The following is a 17,927-nucleotide window of genomic DNA, read 5'->3' on the forward strand; positions in this document are numbered from 1 at the left end:
GGAACCCGAATGTGAACATCCATTCGCATCATCGTTCGCGCCCGGTGTGGGATGAAGGGATTGCGGGCTTCGTGCCGGGGCCGGATGGGCCTCCGGGCCTTCTCGTCGCGGGTGCGGCGGCGGGACGCATGTCTACCCATGGCGCGCTGGCCTCTGGCCAAGCGCAGGCCATCGCGGCGCTGACGGACTTGGGGAGGACCGCCAGCGCTGATGTCCTGCCCGAAGCCGAAGATGCGCCTGTCCGGGTCACGCCGAAGTGGTATGTCGCGGGCGGCAAGGGCCGGGCCTGGATCGACCAGCAGAACGACGTGACCGTGAAGGACGTGAAGCTCGCCCATCAGGAGAACTTCACCTCCGTCGAGCATCTGAAGCGCTACACCACGCTTGGGATGGCGACGGATCAGGGCAAGACGGGCAACGTTCTTGGCCTTGCGATCATGGCCGAACTGACCGGCCGGTCGATCCCCGAGACCGGGACGACGATCTACCGCCCGCCCTATACGCCTGTCGCGATGGGGGCGCTGGCGGGCCGGTCGCGGGGCAAGGAGTTCAAGCCGTTCCGCCTGACGCCCTCCCACCACTGGGCCACCGAACAGGGCGCGATCTTTGTCGAGGTCGGCAACTGGCTTCGCACGCAATGGGTGCCGAAACCGGGTGAGACGGAATGGCGGCAGTCGGTCGACCGCGAGGTTCTGGCCACGCGCAAGTCGGTGGGCATCTGCGACGTCACCACCTTGGGCAAGATCGACATCCAGGGCACCGATGCGGGGGCGTTCCTGGACAAGGTCTATGCCAACACGTTCTCCACCCTCCCGATCGGAAAGTGCCGCTACGGGCTGATGCTCCGCGAGGACGGGATCGTCTTCGATGACGGCACCACGGCGCGGATAGGTGAACACGAGTTCGTAATGAGCACGACCACCGCGAACGCCATCACGGTCTTCCGGCATCTGGAGTTCTACCGCCAGTGCCTTTGGCCCGACATGGACGTCCAGCTGATCTCGACCACCGAGGCCTGGGCGCAGTTCTCGGTCGCAGGGCCGAATGCGCGGAAACTCCTGGAGAAGGTGGTCGATCAGGAGATTTCGGATGCGGCCTTCCCCTACATGGGGGCCGGAAACGTCACAGTTTGCGGCGGCCTTCGCGCGCGGCTGTTCCGGATCAGTTTCTCTGGTGAACTGGCGTTCGAAATCGCGGTGCCAACCCGCTATGGCGATGCTCTCCTGCGGGAAATGCTGTCACAGGGGGTGGAGTTTGAGCCGGTGGTTTACGGCACCGAAGCGTTGGGGGTGATGCGGATCGAGAAGGGCCATGTCGCGGGGGGCGAGCTGAACGGGCAGTCGACCGCGCTGAACATGGGCCTCTCGAAGATGGTGTCGAAAAAGAAGGACTCCATCGGCATGGTCCTTTCCCAACGTGAGGGTCTGAACGACCCCGACGGCTACCGGCTGGTGGGCGTGAAGCCTGTCGATCCGAACGGCAAGCTGGTTGCGGGCAGCCACTTCCTGGACAAAGGGGCGGCACCGGTCGCGGCGAACGATGGCGGGTGGCTGACGTCAAAGGCCTATTCGCCACATCTCGGGTGCGACATAGCTCTGGGCTACCTCAAGGGCGGCGACCGCAAGATCGGCACGCGCATGCGGGCGGTGAACCTGCTGAGCGGTCTTGATACGGAAGTGGACATCGTCAGCCCGCATTTCTTCGATCCGGAAGGAGAGCGGCTTCGTGGCTAAGCTGCAGGCAATGACAGCGCTCGGCGCGCATGAACCCGCGGTGATCACGGTGGGGCCGCTCACGATCAGCGAACGGTTCGACGTGGCCTTGGCCTCGGTGGCGGCACGGCGGGGGAAAGACCTCGCGAAGGCGGCAAAAGTGGCGGGTGTGCCGCTCCCTGGCCTTGCGCGGCACATAGGTGGCGACCCCTACAGCGCCTTCTGGGTGGCGCCCGAAATGTGGTTCGTGGAAGCGCCCTTCGTCGGCCATGAACTGATCGCCCAAATGCTGAAGGGTGCCTTCGGCGAGGCGGCGTCGATCACCGAACAGACTGACGCCTGGGTGGCATTCGACCTTGTGGCCCCCGATCTTGCCCCCCTTCTCGAACGGGTCTGCAACGTCGATTTCCCCGGCGTCCCCAACGGCTACGCAACCCGAACGGTGATCGAACACCTCGGCTGCTACCTGATCAAGCACGGGACCGGTTCCGTCCGGCTCTACGGCCCAAGGTCGTCGGCCAAAAGCTTGCTCCATGCGGTGGAGGTGGCCGCGGCCGCGGCGTGGTAGGGGTTTGGGTAGCGGGTCAGTTTGACTGGCGGCTTTGCGGACGAAGCGGGCATTGCAGTTGCTAGACTACTTGTCCGCTCTCTGCTTTTGTCGGAGAGCTATGCAGGGGCTATGGCAATGCTTGAAGTTGAGCCAACAGAAGAAAGCAGCGGATTTTGCGATTGCTGTGGAAATCAAACCCGCACCGTTTGGGGGTTCGTCCATAAAAGTGGACGAACTGTGGCTAGTTACTTTGTTCAATGGACAGTCGGTAAGTCCATCGAGGATCATCCTGCAAATTTCGATTTGATCTACGGCTCCTGGGGCGAAGGCACCACAAAGTGTGATCGGAGTGCCGTATCTCTCATCCATTTCGAGAATGCTGGCGTACCCGGTGTTTCAGTTGTCGATACAACCAACCGGCCTGCTGCAACTAGCGAACTAGTCGGGTCGGCGCTGACACGTCATGACGTGATCGGAACCCCGATGGCTCAGGAAGTATTCGCAATCTTTGATGCAGTGATGGTTCAGGATCCCCGCCTAAGCTGAGCTTCGCTGCGGCAAGGTATCTTGGTTAATCTGGGCTCAAAGCACCATTTCGAACCGACCGGCCAACAGGGTTTGGCTTGATATGATCCGTGTTTCCTATTAGTGAAATTGAGACTATTGGCGCATTTGCGGGGCCCTACCCATGTCAGACGGCGACGCCAGCTCTTCGCTTCCTCGCGGCAAGCCTGCCTTTGATCAGGACCCGCACCGGGTCCGGGAGATATCCGAGCGCAATCTCGAAGCTGCCATCGGGCGTGAAGTCCGGATCTTCCGGCGCCAGCAGGGGATGACGGTCGCCGATCTTGCGACTGTCACCGGCCTCTCCATCGGGATGCTGTCCAAGATCGAAAACGGCAACACCTCGCCCTCGCTGACCACGCTGCAGGTCCTGAGCCACGCGTTCTCGGTCCCCGTCACCGCCTTCTTCCGGAGCTACGAGGAACGCCGCGAAGTCCAGCATGTGAAGGCCGGCCAGCATGTCGAGATCGAGCGTCGGGGCACCCGCGCGGGCCACCAGTACAACCTTCTGGGGCATCTCGGTTCGAACAGCTCGGGCGTGGTCGTGGAGCCCTATATCATCACGCTGACGACCGAGAGCGACACTTTCCCCGCCTTCCAGCATGAGGGGCTGGAGCTTCTTTACATGCTGGAAGGCGAGGTCGACTATCGCCACGGCGATCAGGTCTATGCCCTGAAGCCCGGCGACAGCCTCTTCTTCGACGCCGACGCCCCGCATGGGCCCGAGACGCTGGTGAAGCTGCCGGCGCGGTATCTGTCCGTCATCTCCTACCCGCAAGGCTGAGGGCTTCCCATGGACCTGATCGACGATCTGGGTGCCGCCGTTGGCCGCGCTCAAGTCCTGACGGGCGAGGACATGGCCCGCTATGCGCGCGACTGGATGGGGCGGTATGAGGGCGCGCCCGCCGCTGTGGTCCGGCCCGGATCGACCGACGAAGTCGCGGCTTGTGTGAGGGTCGCCGCGAAGCATGGGCTGCCGGTCGTGCCGATTTCTGGGAACACCGGCCTGGTCGGCGGCACCATGACCAACGGCGGGGTGATGATCAGCCTCGAACGGATGAACCGCATCCGTGCGGTCAAGCGCGACGCGCGGCTGGTGGTGGCCGAGGCAGGCGTGATCCTGACCCGCCTCCATGACGCCGCCGAGGCCGAGGGGCTTTACTTCCCGCTCTGGTTCGGCGCCCGCGGCTCGGCGATGCTGGGGGGAGTGCTGGCCACCAATGCAGGCGGGTCGAACGTGCTGCGCTACGGCTCGACCCGCGCGTTGTGTCTGGGCCTGGAGGTCGTGCTGGCCGACGGACGGGTGCTGAACCTGATGTCGGAGCTTCACAAGGACAACTCCGGCTACGATCTGAAGAACCTCTTCATCGGCGCCGAGGGTACGCTTGGCATCATCACCGCCGCCGTCGTGAAGCTGGTTCCGGCGCCGAAGGCCCATGCGACGGCCACAGTCGCGGTGCGGTCCCTGACTGACGCGCTCACCCTTCTCAACCGGATGCAGGAGGCCACCGGGGGTCGCGTCGAGGCTTTCGAGTTCATGCCCCGCACCTATTCCGAACGGCTGAAGGTGGCGCGGCCCGATCTGGGCCTGCCCTTCGACCACATCCCCGAGGTCACGATCCTGATCGAAGCGGCCACAACCGTCACGACCGAAGCCACACCCGACGACACCGGCGAAGTGCCGTTCACCCGCATTCTGGAAACCGTCCTGGCCGAGATGATGGAGGCAGGCCTCGTCACCGACGCCGTCCTTGCCCGCAACACTCAGCAGCGCCGGGCGATGTGGGCGCGGCGCGAGGCGGCGGCGGAAATCTCGGTGGGCCTCCACCCCGAGGTCGACACCGACGTCTCAGTGCCGCTCGACAAGGTCGAGACCTTCCTGGCCGAAAGCTTGAAGCGGCTTGAAGCGCTGGACCCGGGCCTGAAAAGCCTGACCGTCGCACATCTGGGCGACGGCAACCTCCATTTCACCGCCTACCCGACCAGCGCCGACAAGGCCCTGAAAGACCGGGTGCTGGAGATCGTGGAAGATGTGGTCGCCGAGCTTGGCGGCAGCTTCTCGGCCGAACACGGGGTGGGGCTGTCGAAACTGACCTCCATGGCCAGGCGCAAGGACCCGGTGGCACTGGAGGTGATGCGGGCGTTGAAAGCGGCGCTTGACGCAGAGGGCCGGATGAACCCCGGCAAGGTCATTCCAGCCTAGCTTGTCCCTGCACGACCGACAGGATAGCGATGGCGCATGTCCGCCATCCGCATTTGCATGACTGACCCGGCCTTGCGCGCCGCGGGGCTTGTGATGGTCCTGCAGGGCGCCATCGTCTGCAGCTTTGTCCCCTACTTCTCGACCCTCGCCGTCAACACCTTCGGCTTCGGCGACGGGGGCTATGCCGTGCTCCTCGCGGTTTCCTCGGTCGTGTCGGTTTCCGTGGCGGTCGCGGCGGGCATCCGGGCGGATCAGACGGCGAACCGGCGGCAGATTACGCTTGGTGCAGTGGGCGCGCTGCTCCTTGGAACCTTCCTCATGACCGCGCTCCCCGGTCCTTGGGTCTTTGCCTTGACTGTCGCGGTCCTTCTCCCGATCAGCGGCGTGACGTTTGGTCAGGTCTTCGCCCTCGCGCGCCTCGCGGCCACGCGCTACCCCGAGGTCGAGCGCGATGGGATCATGGCCGTGATCCGCGCGCTTTTTGCCGCCCCGTTCGTCGTGGTCCTGCCGCTCTGGGCGCTGGTCTTTGCGGCAGGCGTTCCGGTCACGGCGATCTTTCCGGCCGGGCTGATGCTGTCGGGCCTGATGCTCCTAACGGTCCTCAGACTTTGGCCAAGCGATGCGAATGTGCCCTGGCAGGACAGTCCAAGCGGCCTCAGCTTCCGCGCGGCGCTGGCCGAGATGGGCCGCCTGCCGCTTGCCGCACGCGTCCTGGCGCTTGGGGCGGTCACCGTCGCCTCGACGGTCTACATGGCGATCGCCTCGCTGGTGATGGTCGCCGAGGTCGGGCGAGGAAGCCAGGATGTCGCACTTTACGTCGGCCTTGTTGCCGGGCTGGAGGTGCCGTTCATGCTTCTCCTGCCCTCGCTCACCCGTGGGATGGACCGGACCGTCCTGATCCTTGCCGGATCGGCGATCTACGCCGTCCATGTGGCGCTTCTGCCGGTGCTGGCCGGGTCTGCTCTGGTCTGGCTGCTGGTCCTGCCCGCCGCTGTGGGTGGGGCAGTGATCCTGACCGTCCCGATCGCCTATCTGCAGAACCTCCTGGCCGAAAGGCCGGGGGCCGGGGCCTCGCTGATGGCGCTGCAGCGGCTTGCTGGTGACGTGATGGCTGCGATGTGCTTCGCGCTTGGCACGACGGTTGGCGGCTATGGCACGGTTGCGCTTCTTGGTGTCACGCTTGCATTGGCTGGGGCCGGGGCGCTGTGGGTTGCCGACCGTCGCAAGGCAGAGACGAGGTCTCTGCCCTGATCCGATTTTTCGTCGAAAAATCGCCCCCTGGATTACCCTTTGCGCGACCTCGCCATACCGCTACTCTGCCCCCATGCGCCCCGGACCCCGAAACCTGATCACCGATGTCACCGGCCTTCGTGTCGGCAATGCCGATGACGCGGCCCTTCGCTCGGGTGTCACCGTCCTGACCGCCGATCACCCCTTCACTGCCGCCGTCCACATCATGGGCGGCGCACCCGGTACGCGCGAGACCGACCTCCTCTCCCCCGACCGTCTGGTGCAGGAGGTCGACGCGATCTTCCTCGCAGGCGGCTCGGCCTTCGGCCTTGACGCAGGCACCGGCATCATGGCCGGTCTCCGCGCACTGGACCGAGGTTTTCCGGTAGGGCCTGTCCGCGTTCCCATCGTGCCGGGGGCCATCCTCTTTGACCTTCTGAACGGCGGCGACAAGGACTGGCGCGAAAGCCCCTATCCCGCGCTTGGACGGGCGGCGCTGGACCGGGCGAGCCCCGATTTTGCCCTTGGCACCGCAGGCGCGGGCTTCGGCGCCATGACCAAGAACCTCAAGGGTGGCCTCGGGTCGGCCTCGGCCGTCCTGCCCTCGGGCATCACCGTCGGCGCACTGGTCGCGGTCAATGCGCTGGGCTCCGCCACGGTCGGCGAGACCGCCCACTTCTGGGCCGCTCCATGGGAGGAGGGCGTGGAGTTCGGTGGCCTTGGCCCCGCTCCAATGCAGCCACAAGACGCCCCCATGCCCGTGAAGCGGCTGGGCGAGGCCACGACCATCGCCATTGTCGCCACCGATGCGGTCCTGACCAAGGCGCAGGCGCAGCGCATGGCAGTGGCCGCGCATGACGGCATGGCCCGCGCGCTGGTACCGTCCCACACGCCGCTTGACGGTGATCTGGTCTTTGCCGTCTCAACCGGCACAAGGGTGACTGAGGACCCGCTGATCGACCCGTTCCAGATCGGCCACGCCGCCGCGACCTGCCTCGCCCGCGCCATCGCCAGGGCGGTCTATCTGGCGGAACCAAAGCCCGGAGACCTCCAGCCCAGCTGGCGATCGCGCTTCGGGAAGGGTTGATGATTCCTTACCGGCCGATCAAAGCATTGAAATCATTGAAGCCAGGGAATTGACCCACCGTGGGACACTACCACCGCTTCAGCGCGTCCTCATCGGCCTCCTTGGCGGCAACCCAAGCCGACCCATCGGCCCGCAACTCCTTCTTCCAGAACGGAGCACGGGACTTCAGATAGTCCATCAGGAACTCGGCAGCGGCAAAAGCATCGCCCCGATGCGGAGCCGCCGTGGCGACCATCATGATCGCCTCCCCTGGGCGCAGGGAACCATACCGGTGGATCACCAGCGCGTCCGCCAGCGACCAGCGGGCCACCGCCTCCTCAACGATCCCCGCAATCGCCTTTTCGGTCATGCCGGGATAGTGCTCGATCTCCATCCTGGACAGCGCACCCCCCTCATCCCGGACGATCCCGGTGAAGGTCACCACCGCCCCAGCCCCCGCAACCCCGGCAGTAAAGGCCTGAACCTCGGCGCCCAGATCAAACGGCGCCGGTTGGACCGCGACGCGCATCTCAGCCGCCCGTCATCGGCGGGAAGAACGCAACCTCGCGCACGTCTTTCAGCGGCGCATCGAAGGACGCAAGCTCCTGATCCAGCGCCACCCGCAGGGCCGAGACATCAGCGAACGCCGCCGCGTAACGCTCTTCCCTGGCCCTCAGCTCATCGACCAGCCCGGCTACAGTGGCAGCCGAGGTCTCCACCCTTTCGCGCGGAAGCCCGATCCGTTCCCGGACCCAGGCAAAATAGAGAACGTCGATCATTTGTCTTCCCGAAGATAAGGCATGGCCTTCGAGAAATACTCCCATCCGGTCACGACGGTCAAAAGCGCCGCGAACCACAGAAGCACCGTCCCGGCCATGTTCGCATAGGACGCGCAGTCCTGCTTGCCGCAAGCGCGGATCGGGTCGGCCGTGCCAGCTGCGACGGCCTCGAGATACTGATTGGGCGTCATGCCCTGCATCGCAACGCCGTTCAGATATTCGAACCCGGTGCCAAGAAACAGAACGGCGATCGCAATCATCTGTGCGGTCGTCTTCCATTTGGCGAGTTTAGTGACCTTCAGCAGCGCGCTCTTGTCGCCCAGATACTCGCGCAAACCCCCGACGAAGACCTCGCGGAAAATGATGATCGTCGCGGGCAGGATCAGCCAGGCGTTCATCCCGTTGTAGCCGGTGATGACCATGATCGCGATCACCACCATGGCCTTGTCGGCGATGGGATCGAGCATCGCGCCGAACTTCGACTCCTGTTTCCAGAGGCGGGCCAGATAGCCGTCGAACCAGTCGGTGATCGCGGCGCCGACAAAGAGCGAAAGCGCCAGCCAGTCGGCCCAGGGGCGATGGAAATACAGGAACATGATCGCAACGCCAGGAGCGGCGAGCAGGCGAAGGACGGTAAGCGTGTTTGGGATCGTCCAGGTCATGGCGAAGTCGTAGACGATGGGTCAGGTCGGGGGAAGGGGATTGTTCGCATGCGCAGAGCAATCCGCCCCCGTCTCATGCTACAACCCCGCAGGCTCGCCCACGACCACGAACTTCAGCGCCTCCGGCTGGAACAGCCGTGCTGCGACGCGCTTGACGTCTTCCATCGTCACCGCCTCGATCTTGGCGTTCCGCGTCGTGATGTAGTCGATCGGCATGCCCTCCATCTGCATCCCGACCAGAATCCCTGCAATCGGGCCATTCCCGTCGAAGCGCAGCGGGTAGGAACCGGTCAGATATGTCTTGGTCGCGGCAAGCTCTTCCGGCGTGACCCCCTCGGACGCAATCCGCGCCCACTCCGCGCGCAGGACCTTGATCGCCTCGGCCACCTTGTCGTTCGAGGCCGAGAACTGGCCCAGAAGCAGGTCGGCATTGTCGTAGCCGATCAGATAGGTTCCGACCCCATAGGTCAGGCCGCGCTTCTCGCGCACCTCGGTCATCAGCCGCGCGGTGAACCGGCCGCCGCCCATGACCTCGTTCAGGATGAAAGCTGCGAAGAAATCAGGGTCTTCGCGGGAAATTCCGGCATGGCCGAAGATCACCACCGACTGGGGCGAGGGGAACTGCTCCACCGTCAATCCCGCCGGTTGCAAAAGCGCGGCCCTGCCTGGCAAGGGCGCGCCTGTCGCGGGAAGGTCGCCCAGCAGGCGGTCGAGAAGCGCGCCCAACTCCTCGGCGGTGATGTCGCCCGATGCGGCGACATAGATCCGGTCGCGGGCCAGCACCGCCTTGTGGGCCGCAACCACATCGTCCCGGGTCAGCGCCGTCACCGTCTCGATCGTCCCGTCGCCGGTGGAGCCATAGGGATGATCGCCGAAAGTCAGCCGGTTGAAGGTCTGCGAGGCGATCGCCTCGGGGTCTTTCGCGTCCGACCGAAGGATCGACAGCACCTGGCCACGCACCCGGTCCACCGCGTCCTGGTCGAAGCGCGGATTGACCAGTGCCTCGCGCAAGAGGGTGACCGCCTGATCGCGGTTCTCGGTCAGGAACTGAGCCGTGACGCTGACCGAATCCGCGCCTGCGTCGAAGGTTATGTCGGCGGCCAGGGCGTCGCGGGCTTCGGCGAAGCCACGGCTGTCCATGTCGCCCGCGCCTTCCTCAAGCGTCGCGGTCATCAGGTTCACCACCCCGCGCTTGTCTGGCGCCTCGATCGAGGTGCCGCCGCGGAACTGAATCTCCAGCGCGGTGAAGGGGATGTTGTGATCTTCGACCAGCCAGGCCTTGATCCCGCCCGGCGAGGTGACTTCCTGGATTTTGATCTCGGCCGCAGCGGGCAGGGCCAAGGCCAGAAAGGCGGCAAAGACGGCGCGAATCATTCTGTGGTCTCCCCTTCGGCCGGCGGTCTGGTAAGCCAACCGGTCACCGCGTTCCTGCGGTCAAGCACCTCGCGCGCGGCGGCCATGATGTCGGCTTCGGTCACCGCGGACAGCGCCTCGTCCCAGCCGTCGATGTCTTCCAGCGACAGCCCCACGCTCAGCCCCGCGCCATAGCGGCGGGCAAGGCTTTCCACGTTGTCGCGGGCATATATCTCGCCCGCCCGGACCTGCGTGCGAATGCGCTCCAGCGCCGCTGGGTCCGGCCCGGTCGCCAGAAACTCGGTCAGCACGCGGTCAAGTTCGGCTTCCGCATCCTCCAGCGATACATTGGGCGAGGGCACGACGATCAGCCCGAAGGTCCCGTCATCGATAGAGTTTCCATCGTAGAATGCCGAGGAATAGACCGCGGTCTGGCTGTCGAACTGCAGCGCCCGCGGCAGGACCGAGGTCTGCCCGTTGCCGCCCAGAAGCTCGGCCAGCACGGTCAGCGCTGCTGCAGTCTTCTGGTCACCGGGGTCGCGCTCGGGGGCAAGGTAGGTCCGGAAGATGTAGGGCTCTGACACCCTCTGGTCCTCAAGAGTGATCCGGCGTTCGGCTAGCTGCGGCGGTTCCTGCGGGCGCTCGCGCGGGGCTATCCCGTCCGAGGGTTCAAGCGGGCCATAGTGCTTTTCGGCCAGCGCCCGCACCTCTTCCGGAGTCACGTCGCCCGCGATCACCAGGGTCGCGTTGTTCGGCGCATAGAACCGCTCGTAGTACTCAAGCGCGTCCTCGCGCGACAACTCCTCCATCTCGTGCCGCCAGCCGATGATCGGGATGGAGTAAGGGTGGTTCATGTATTGCGCCGCGCGCATCTGTTCCATCAGCAGCGCACCGGGGTCGCTGTCGGTCCGCTGGCTGCGTTCCTCCAGGATGACCTGACGCTCGGTCGTGACATCCTCTTCGGTGAGCCGCAGGTTGCGCATCCGGTCGGCTTCCATCTCCATCACCAGGTCCAGCCGGTCGGCCGCGATGCGCTGGAAATAGGCGGTGTAGTCCCAGGACGTGAAGGCGTTGTCGTCACCGCCCTGCGCCTCGACGATGCCCGAGAAGGCATTCGGGGCCACCTTCTCGGTGCCCTTGAACATCAGGTGTTCCAGGAAATGCGCGATCCCGGAGTTCCCCGGGGGTTCGTCTGCCGAGCCCACCCGATACCAGATCATCTGCACGACAACAGCCGCGCGGTGGTCTTCGATGACCACGACGTCAAGCCCGTTTTCCAGCGTGAAGCTTGTCACCGGTTCGGCAGCGGCGGGCAGCGCAAGGGCGAGTGCTAGAAGAGTGCTCGGTCCAAGGTTTCCGGGCATCGACGTCTCCCTATATGGCTGGAGAGATAAGTGCAGTTGGCGGTGTGAGGTTCAACCCCGCCCGAGGCCAGCAAACGCGCTTGTTACTCTTCGTCAGGCTTGCGCGGCGGGGCCGAGGGGGTGCGGATGCCAAGCGCGCGCCAGCGGGCCAGTTCGGCCTGCTGGTCAAGGCGGTACTTGCGGTAGGCCTTGTAGTAGACGTTCACGTTGAAAAGCCGCTCGAGAATGCGGCCGTTGTTGTCGCGCCGCCATTCCAGGTCTTCCGACGCAAGCTGCGCCCGGATGCCGCTGTCGGCCCCGAAGCGGGCCGCATGGGCATAGAGCGCCGAGTCGCCCGCCGGAATACCCCCAGCAGCCGAAGGCGTGCCGCCAAGCGCCACGATCGCGTCGCTGAAGGGCTGTGCGTCGGCCCGGTTTCCGGCACCGGGGGTGGGTTCCGGCAGATCGGCCAGGTTTTCCGGCATTTCCAAAGGCTTCGGCGGGACGATGGCAAACTCGTCAGGGCCCTGGCCCGAGCGCAGGTTCATCAGCTCGGGGTCGCCCCTGCCACCACAGGCCGCCAGCGTGATCATCGTCGCAACTGCGATGATCGCCCTGCCTTTCGCTGCCTGCATGCCTGCCTCCGAAACCTTCTTTTGCCCGTCTTAGCCTAAAGCAATGCTGGCGTCACGGGTGTTTAGCGTGACCCTTTGGTGGGTTTTCCACCCGTTGCATCGCCGCCAGCAAAGATCACCAGGCCAAGGGCGCCTGCGAAAATCGCAATGTCGGCGACGTTGAACGCATAGGGGTTTTCGATCCCGCAGCAGGACATGTTCAGAAAATCCGCGACTGCCCCATAGGCGATTCGGTCGATCACGTTGCCCAAAGCGCCCCCGACCAGCAGCCCGCCCGCCAGTTCGGCCTTCCAGTTCCCGCGCTCGCGCCGCATCCACCAGATGACCCAGGCCGAGATGATCACCGCCAGCGTGATCAGCCCCCAGCGCGCCAGTTCCGACCCGTGCGACAGTAGGCCGAAGTTGATCCCGTAGTTCCAGGCCATCCGGAAGTTGAGGTAAGGCGGCAGCACGTCGATCTCATGCCGGTTGATCAGGTCAAGCCAGTGGACGACCAACAGTTTGGTCAGCTGGTCGATGCCGAAGGTCAGGGTGCCGGTGATCCAGAACAGCCGCATGTCAGTGCCTGAAATGCCGCTGGCCGGTGAAGACCATGGCAAGGCCACGTTCGTCCGCCGCAGCAATCACTTCGTCGTCTCGCATGGAGCCTCCGGGCTGGATGATCGCCGTCGCACCGGCCTCGGCTGCCGTGATCAGCCCGTCCGAGAAGGGGAAGAAGGCGTCGGACGCGACGACCGAGCCCTTGGTCAGCGGTGCCGCCAGCCCCAGCGCCTCGGCCATGTCCTGCGCTTTGCGGGCGGCGATGCGGGTGCTGTCCACCCGGCTCATCTGCCCCGCACCGACGCCCACGGTTGCGCCGTCCTTCACGTAGACGATGGCGTTCGACTTCACATGCTTGGCGACCGTCCAGGCGAAAAGCAGGTCCTGCATTTCAGCGTCCGACGGCGCGCGCTTCGTCACCACCTTAAGGTCCGCCGCCGAGAGATGCCCCGCATCGCGGTCCTGCACCAGGAACCCGCCCGCCACCTGCTTGAACGCCAACCCTTTGGCCGCCGCGTCGGGCAGCGCCCCCGTGGTCAGAAGCCGCAGGTTCTTTTTCGCGGCAAAGATCGCCTTCGCTTCCTCGGTCGCATCGGGCGCAATCACGACTTCGGTGAATATCTTCACGATCTCTTCCGCGGTCGCCGCGTCAAGCACCTGATTCAAGGCGACAATTCCGCCGAAAGCCGAGGTCTGGTCGCACCGGTAAGCCCGGAGATAAGCCTCGGTCAGCGAGCCTGCCTGGGCCACCCCGCAGGGGTTTGCGTGCTTTACGATCACGCAAGCCGGCGCCCCGCCCGCAAACTCCGCCACCAGCTCGAACGCCGCGTCGGTGTCGTTGATGTTGTTGTAGCTCAGCTCCTTGCCCTGCCATTGCCGGGCCGTCGCCACCCCCGCCCGGTGAGAGCCGTCTGTATAGAACGCCGCCCTCTGGTGCGGGTTCTCGCCATAGCGCAGCGGTTGCGCCAATGTCCCCGCAAAGCTCCGATAGCGCGGCGCCGTCTCACCGATCTCGGCCGCAAGCCAGGTCGAGACCGCCGTGTCATAGGCCGCCGTCCGCGAATAGGCGGTCAACGCCAGCTTCTGCCGGAACCCCATGGTCGTCGCCCCGCCATGCGCGCGCAGCTGGTCAAGCAGCGGCTCATAATCGACCGGGTTGGTCACCACCGTCACGAAGCGGTGGTTCTTCGACGCCGCACGGATCATCGCAGGGCCGCCGATGTCGATGTTCTCGATGCAGGTCGCATGGTCCGCGCCCTTGGCCACGGTCTCCTCGAACGGGTACAGGTTCACGATCAGAAGGTCGATCGGCTCGATCCCGTGCGCGGCCATCGCCAGAAGATGTTCGTCATCGTCCCGCAGCGCCAGAAGCGCGCCGTGGATGTTCGGGTGCAGCGTCTTCACCCGGCCGTCCATCATCTCGGGGAAACCAGTCACGTCCGCCACATCCCGGACCGTCAGCCCCGCCGCCCGCAGCGCGCAGCTGGTGCCCCCGGTCGAGATCAGCTCTACCCCATAACCCGCCAGCGCGCGCGCCAGGTCCAGAAGGCCGGTCTTGTCCGAGACGGAGATCAGCGCGCGGCCGATCGGAACGAGGTTGGTCATAGGCAAACCCTGTCGCAGTGGCTCCGGGTGGTCAGGGCTCGTCCTCAGGGTCGGCGCCTTCCAGGTCCCGGATCGCCAGCGGAGTATCCTTTGCCTTCGCCAAGGTCCAGCCTATCCGTGTCTCGAAACTGCGCGCCTGGGCACGAAGCACGATCTGGGTGGATGGCCGAGGGTTCAGCCGGCCCTTTTCCAGATAGGCCGAGGGTTCGATGCTCAGCTCGGCCTGCCCGGTGAAGCGGAAAACCCAGATCTCGCCGCTGCGAAGCACCAGAGAAACGGCGGTTGCAGCCATGTCCAGCGCCGCATCCACGTCAGGGTGCAGATGGAACCGGATCGAAAACCGGGCGCCCTCCATCGCGGTCGTCGTCATCACGTCCTCGAACCGCCGCCGGGCTTCAGACGTCAGCGCGGTCAGCGCTTCCACCCCCGAGAGGCGCCGCCCGTCGTGTGCCAGCGTCAGGCTGCGGCTTGCCGTCAGACCATGGGTCCGCAGCCAGCCGTCATGCGCCAGATAAAGGTCAGCGCCCTCGTGCCCGACAGTCATTCGCGACGTGGTGATCGCCGCACGATGTTTCAGCGCATCGCCCGAAGGATAGAGGCGCGAGGACGAAAAGCCGTCCATCGACAGCACCGAATGGCACTCGGTCGCGCGTGCGGCCAGCCGCCACATCGGCCCGAAGGCCAGGCCCGATCCGCAGTTCACCACCAGTGCCCGGCGGCCCGATGTCAGCTCGAATGCCGCGGTCGAGGCATGGCCCGTCGCCGCCGCCCGCCCGCCGGGGGGCGACGAGGCATCCACGATGAGTGTGGTTCGCCCGCCCGACAGCCGGGCAAAGCCCATCGCGATCGAAGGTACTGGCCCGGCCCGCACACCCGTCGCCGCCAGCGCATGATCAAGCCGCCCCTCCACGCCTTTCCCGCCGCCATGAAAGCGCGCAAGCTCGCCATCTGCATGGCGAAGCGCCCTTAGCGCCGGGGCAATACGGGTGATCGCCGATGAAAGGGCAGGGGGCACCGCATGGCTCGCTTCGCTCATCGCGCTGGCCGACCAGGTAAGAAGGGTAAGGACCTCCAGCAGCTCTTCGGGATTCCGGGTCGGAATGCCGCCTTCCGCGTCGATGTCGGCCTCGCAGGCGGCAGCAAGCGCGTTGGTGGCTGGTCCGACCAGGGCCTCCATTCCGATCAATGAAATCCCGGCATAGACGAGGCCGGTCAACGCCTCGAACCGCTGCAGCCCTTCGCCCGCACTTTGCCAGCGGCGCGCCAGATAGGCCGCCTGACGCGCAAGCGCCTGGTAGAAGGCTTCGCTGTCCGCCCGGTCGCGCGCGTTCAAGAGGAGCGTCGCATGATGCACCCAGCGGATGATCCGGCGCCCGGTCAGGTCCGGCGTCCATCCCGGCCCGCGCCCCTCGCCAAACCGGGCGATCCAGGCCCAGGTCCAGTCCTGCGCGCGGGTCTGGGCCTCTTTCGTGCCAAGGGCGGCAAGATCGTCAAGCCAGCCGAAACCGTGCGCTTCGGCGGCGAAGGCCGGATCGGGGGCGGGCACATCCCACAGGATGGTCCCCGGAGCTTCGGCCAGATAGCCCGCCAGAAGGATGTTGCCGGCCACCAGCTGCTTGCCGCGCGTGTAAAGTCCGATCGATCGCGGTTCCGGCTGCGACACGAACCCGCCCGCCGGCCGCACCCGACGGGCAGCCATCACCGCCAGCCGGTCGGCCAGCCGGTCAAAATGCTTCGACGTGCTGCCTTTGCCGCCCACGTCCTGCCTCGCTGCTCTGCCCGGTTCTCCCGGATCGTCGCCGGAATGATAGGCCAGAGCGCCGCGCCTGTCACGCTCGTCGATGACTTCGTCACTCCTCGCTGGCGTCCCGAGGAGGAGACGAAGTCGAACGAGGAGGCTTACGCCAGATGATCGATCCGCCGCAGGAACTGCGCCAGATGCCCGACTTCGTCCAGCCAGCGCGCCAGCAGCCGCGGGTCGTGCGGCGCGCCATGGACGCCCGCCGGGATCTCGCGCGTCATGACCGCCTCGACCGCCAGCGACACCGGCACCGACACAAGCCGCCCCATCGCCGTCCCCCGCACATCGCCCCAGGCATCCATCGCCCAGGTTTCGTGGAACACCGGGCGCCCGTCCTTTTCGGCCTTCAGCGAGACCAGCAGGATCACCCGGTCCGGCTCGCCCTCGGCATAGGAGTTGTCCTGAAGCAGAGCCGCCGCCCGCGCATTGATCGCAGCATCGATCTCGGCCGGCGGCTTGCCCTCCAGCCCCTCGATCTCCTCGAAAATCGGCGCCCAGGCCTCGGCCCAGCCGTTCAGCCGGATCGTACCGCGCACGAAGTCGCGGACCTTCCAGTAGGGCTCGAACCGGTATTCCGCCATGAACGGATAGCTGTCGCGGTTCGGGTAGACCTCGAAGGTCTCACGCGTGGGCAGCGGCGCATCGTAAGAGGAAATCGCGTCCCACGGCCGGGCGATCCGCAGCTCCGAATAGTTGCGCAGCGACCGCGACGGCGAGCGCAGCGCCTTCAGAACCCCCGCCGGGGACCAGCTGAACTTGTAGCGGAAGGCGTTGGCGTTCTTCGGAACCCCGCCGCAATACGAGGTGAAGGAAATGACGTTGTCGCGGTCATAGGTCTTCGACGCCCGATAGCGCGCCACCAGATCGTGCGCCATCAGATGGTCGATGCCGGGGTCAAGGCCCACTTCGTTGACCGACACCAGACCGGCTTCGCGGAAATCCTGGTCCAGCGCCCGCATCTCCGGGGCGATGTAGGACGACGAGGCGAAATGCGCGCCCTTCTCAAGGCAGGCTTTGGCAATGGCCACATGCTGGTCGGCGGGGAGCATCGACACGGCGATGTCGTGGGGCTGCAGCGCCTCGGTCAGCGCCTCAAGGCTGTAGGGGCGGATATCGGTCGCGATGTCGCCGACTTCCTTCCGGGCCTTTTCGACCGTGCGGTTCCACACCGTCACCGGATGGCCCGCCTCGATCAAGCGCCTGAGGCCGGGGATCGACGAAAGGCCCGTGCCGCACCAGTGAATCGTCATTTTCTCTCTCCCTTGGCTTTGCAAGCTCTCACAAAGCCCTGCAGTGTTCTTCGCCAGAATCCTTAACGAACCCAATGCCACTGACCAGCCCGCTTTTGCTCGAAGACGGCCTTTTGTTGCGATTTGCGTTGATCCCAAAGGCCACTTGTCCCCGGACATAGCGATGACCTTACCTTGACAACCCCTCCAACGATGGGCAGCAAGATCGCGTTTCTAGGAGTTTGGAATAGATGGGATTTTTCCGGAAAATTGCGCTGACGCTTGTACTGGTCGTGACCTCCGCGCAGGCTTTCGCGGCGACCTGCCCCAAAGGCGAGGATTTCGTCGCCTCATGCCAGATCGAGGGGCGGGAAAAGGGCGTTCTGCTCTGCATCAAGGACGATCAGGCCGTCTACCGTTTCGGCCCGCTCAAAGGCGAGCCTGAACTGACGCTGCAAAGCCCGCTCGCGGACTTGACGTATCTTCGAGGAGAACAGGCGGGCTTGGTCGTCGGCGAAGCCGTGACCTTCCAGAACGAGGATACTTCCTATCGAGTCGCTTTCGGCTACCGCGATGGAATCGAGCCTGCCCCGAATGCCTGGCACAAAACCGGCACGATCGACGTCATCCGCAAGGATGAGACAATTGAAGATCT

Annotated in this window: 18 protein-coding genes; 8 read left to right on the forward strand and 10 right to left on the reverse strand. The window is 65.2% G+C overall.

Annotated features, from left to right (window positions below; translation table 11 throughout):
* From ACRCSW_RS24375 to ACRCSW_RS24405, 7 genes are all read left to right on the forward strand, one after another.
* The coding region (locus ACRCSW_RS24375; RefSeq protein ID WP_438708244.1) for a glycine cleavage T C-terminal barrel domain-containing protein at window positions 1-1,733 on the forward strand (1,733 nt) is incomplete at its 5' end.
* The gene (locus tag ACRCSW_RS24380) at window positions 1,726-2,280 is read left to right on the forward strand and encodes a sarcosine oxidase subunit gamma (protein ID WP_438708245.1); all 555 of its coding nucleotides are present in this window, start codon (window positions 1,726-1,728) and stop codon (window positions 2,278-2,280) included. The genes ACRCSW_RS24375 and ACRCSW_RS24380, both read left to right, overlap by 8 nt.
* Before the next feature lie 117 nt (window positions 2,281-2,397).
* Entirely contained in the window at window positions 2,398-2,808 is a 411-nt protein-coding gene (locus tag ACRCSW_RS24385) for a hypothetical protein (protein ID WP_438708246.1), read from the forward strand.
* Window positions 2,809-2,950: 142 nt separating this feature from the next.
* Entirely contained in the window at window positions 2,951-3,610 is a 660-nt protein-coding gene (locus ACRCSW_RS24390) for a helix-turn-helix domain-containing protein (RefSeq protein WP_438708247.1), read from the forward strand.
* Between the two features lie 9 nt (window positions 3,611-3,619).
* Window positions 3,620-5,029, forward strand: coding sequence for an FAD-binding oxidoreductase (locus tag ACRCSW_RS24395; protein ID WP_438708248.1), 1,410 nt, complete (start codon window positions 3,620-3,622; stop codon window positions 5,027-5,029).
* Window positions 5,030-5,065: 36 nt separating this feature from the next.
* Complete coding sequence (locus ACRCSW_RS24400; RefSeq protein ID WP_438708249.1) at window positions 5,066-6,280, forward strand: hypothetical protein; 1,215 nt, start codon at window positions 5,066-5,068, stop codon at window positions 6,278-6,280.
* A gap of 73 nt (window positions 6,281-6,353) precedes the next feature.
* Complete coding sequence (locus tag ACRCSW_RS24405; protein WP_438708250.1) at window positions 6,354-7,346, forward strand: P1 family peptidase; 993 nt, start codon at window positions 6,354-6,356, stop codon at window positions 7,344-7,346.
* A gap of 67 nt (window positions 7,347-7,413) precedes the next feature.
* On the opposite strand, the gene ACRCSW_RS24410 is transcribed toward ACRCSW_RS24405, so the two are convergent.
* The 10 genes from ACRCSW_RS24410 to ACRCSW_RS24455 form a co-directional block, all read right to left on the reverse strand.
* Window positions 7,414-7,854, reverse strand: a complete 441-nt coding sequence (locus ACRCSW_RS24410; RefSeq protein WP_438708251.1) for a molybdenum cofactor biosynthesis protein MoaE — start codon at window positions 7,852-7,854, stop codon at window positions 7,414-7,416.
* Between the two features lies 1 nt (window position 7,855).
* The gene (gene moaD / locus ACRCSW_RS24415) at window positions 7,856-8,104 is read right to left on the reverse strand and encodes a molybdopterin converting factor subunit 1 (protein WP_438708252.1); all 249 of its coding nucleotides are present in this window, start codon (window positions 8,102-8,104) and stop codon (window positions 7,856-7,858) included.
* On the reverse strand, window positions 8,101-8,766 hold the full coding sequence (gene pgsA / locus ACRCSW_RS24420; protein ID WP_438708253.1) for a CDP-diacylglycerol--glycerol-3-phosphate 3-phosphatidyltransferase: 666 nt from the start codon (window positions 8,764-8,766) through the stop codon (window positions 8,101-8,103). Before pgsA ends, moaD begins: the two co-directional genes overlap by 4 nt.
* 78 nt (window positions 8,767-8,844) lie before the next feature.
* The gene (locus ACRCSW_RS24425; RefSeq protein ID WP_438708254.1) at window positions 8,845-10,140 is read right to left on the reverse strand and encodes a M16 family metallopeptidase; all 1,296 of its coding nucleotides are present in this window, start codon (window positions 10,138-10,140) and stop codon (window positions 8,845-8,847) included.
* Window positions 10,137-11,483 carry a M16 family metallopeptidase gene (locus tag ACRCSW_RS24430; protein ID WP_438708255.1) on the reverse strand — a complete coding sequence of 449 codons (1,347 nt, stop codon included), beginning with the start codon at window positions 11,481-11,483 and terminating at the stop codon, window positions 10,137-10,139. Before ACRCSW_RS24430 ends, ACRCSW_RS24425 begins: the two co-directional genes overlap by 4 nt.
* 83 nt (window positions 11,484-11,566) lie before the next feature.
* Complete coding sequence (locus tag ACRCSW_RS24435) at window positions 11,567-12,097, reverse strand: DUF3035 domain-containing protein (protein ID WP_438708256.1); 531 nt, start codon at window positions 12,095-12,097, stop codon at window positions 11,567-11,569.
* Window positions 12,098-12,159: 62 nt separating this feature from the next.
* Window positions 12,160-12,654, reverse strand: a complete 495-nt coding sequence (gene lspA, locus ACRCSW_RS24440) for a signal peptidase II (RefSeq protein WP_438708257.1) — start codon at window positions 12,652-12,654, stop codon at window positions 12,160-12,162.
* Window position 12,655: 1 nt separating this feature from the next.
* Entirely contained in the window at window positions 12,656-14,242 is a 1,587-nt protein-coding gene (gene purH, locus ACRCSW_RS24445) for a bifunctional phosphoribosylaminoimidazolecarboxamide formyltransferase/IMP cyclohydrolase (RefSeq protein ID WP_438708258.1), read from the reverse strand.
* A 31-nt stretch (window positions 14,243-14,273) separates the two neighbouring features.
* Entirely contained in the window at window positions 14,274-16,001 is a 1,728-nt protein-coding gene (locus tag ACRCSW_RS24450; RefSeq protein WP_438708259.1) for a heparinase II/III family protein, read from the reverse strand.
* 140 nt (window positions 16,002-16,141) lie between these two features.
* Window positions 16,142-17,293: a saccharopine dehydrogenase family protein gene (locus tag ACRCSW_RS24455; protein WP_438708260.1), complete on the reverse strand. Its 1,152-nt coding sequence runs from the start codon at window positions 17,291-17,293 to the stop codon at window positions 16,142-16,144.
* Between the two features lie 230 nt (window positions 17,294-17,523).
* Between ACRCSW_RS24455 and ACRCSW_RS24460 the strand changes: the two genes are divergently transcribed.
* Window positions 17,524-17,927: hypothetical protein (locus tag ACRCSW_RS24460; protein WP_438708261.1), on the forward strand; the 404-nt coding region annotated here is incomplete at its 3' end.

The sequence above is a fragment of the Tabrizicola sp. genome (assembly GCF_051645465.1).
Classification (GTDB): Bacteria; Pseudomonadota; Alphaproteobacteria; order Rhodobacterales; family Rhodobacteraceae; genus Tabrizicola.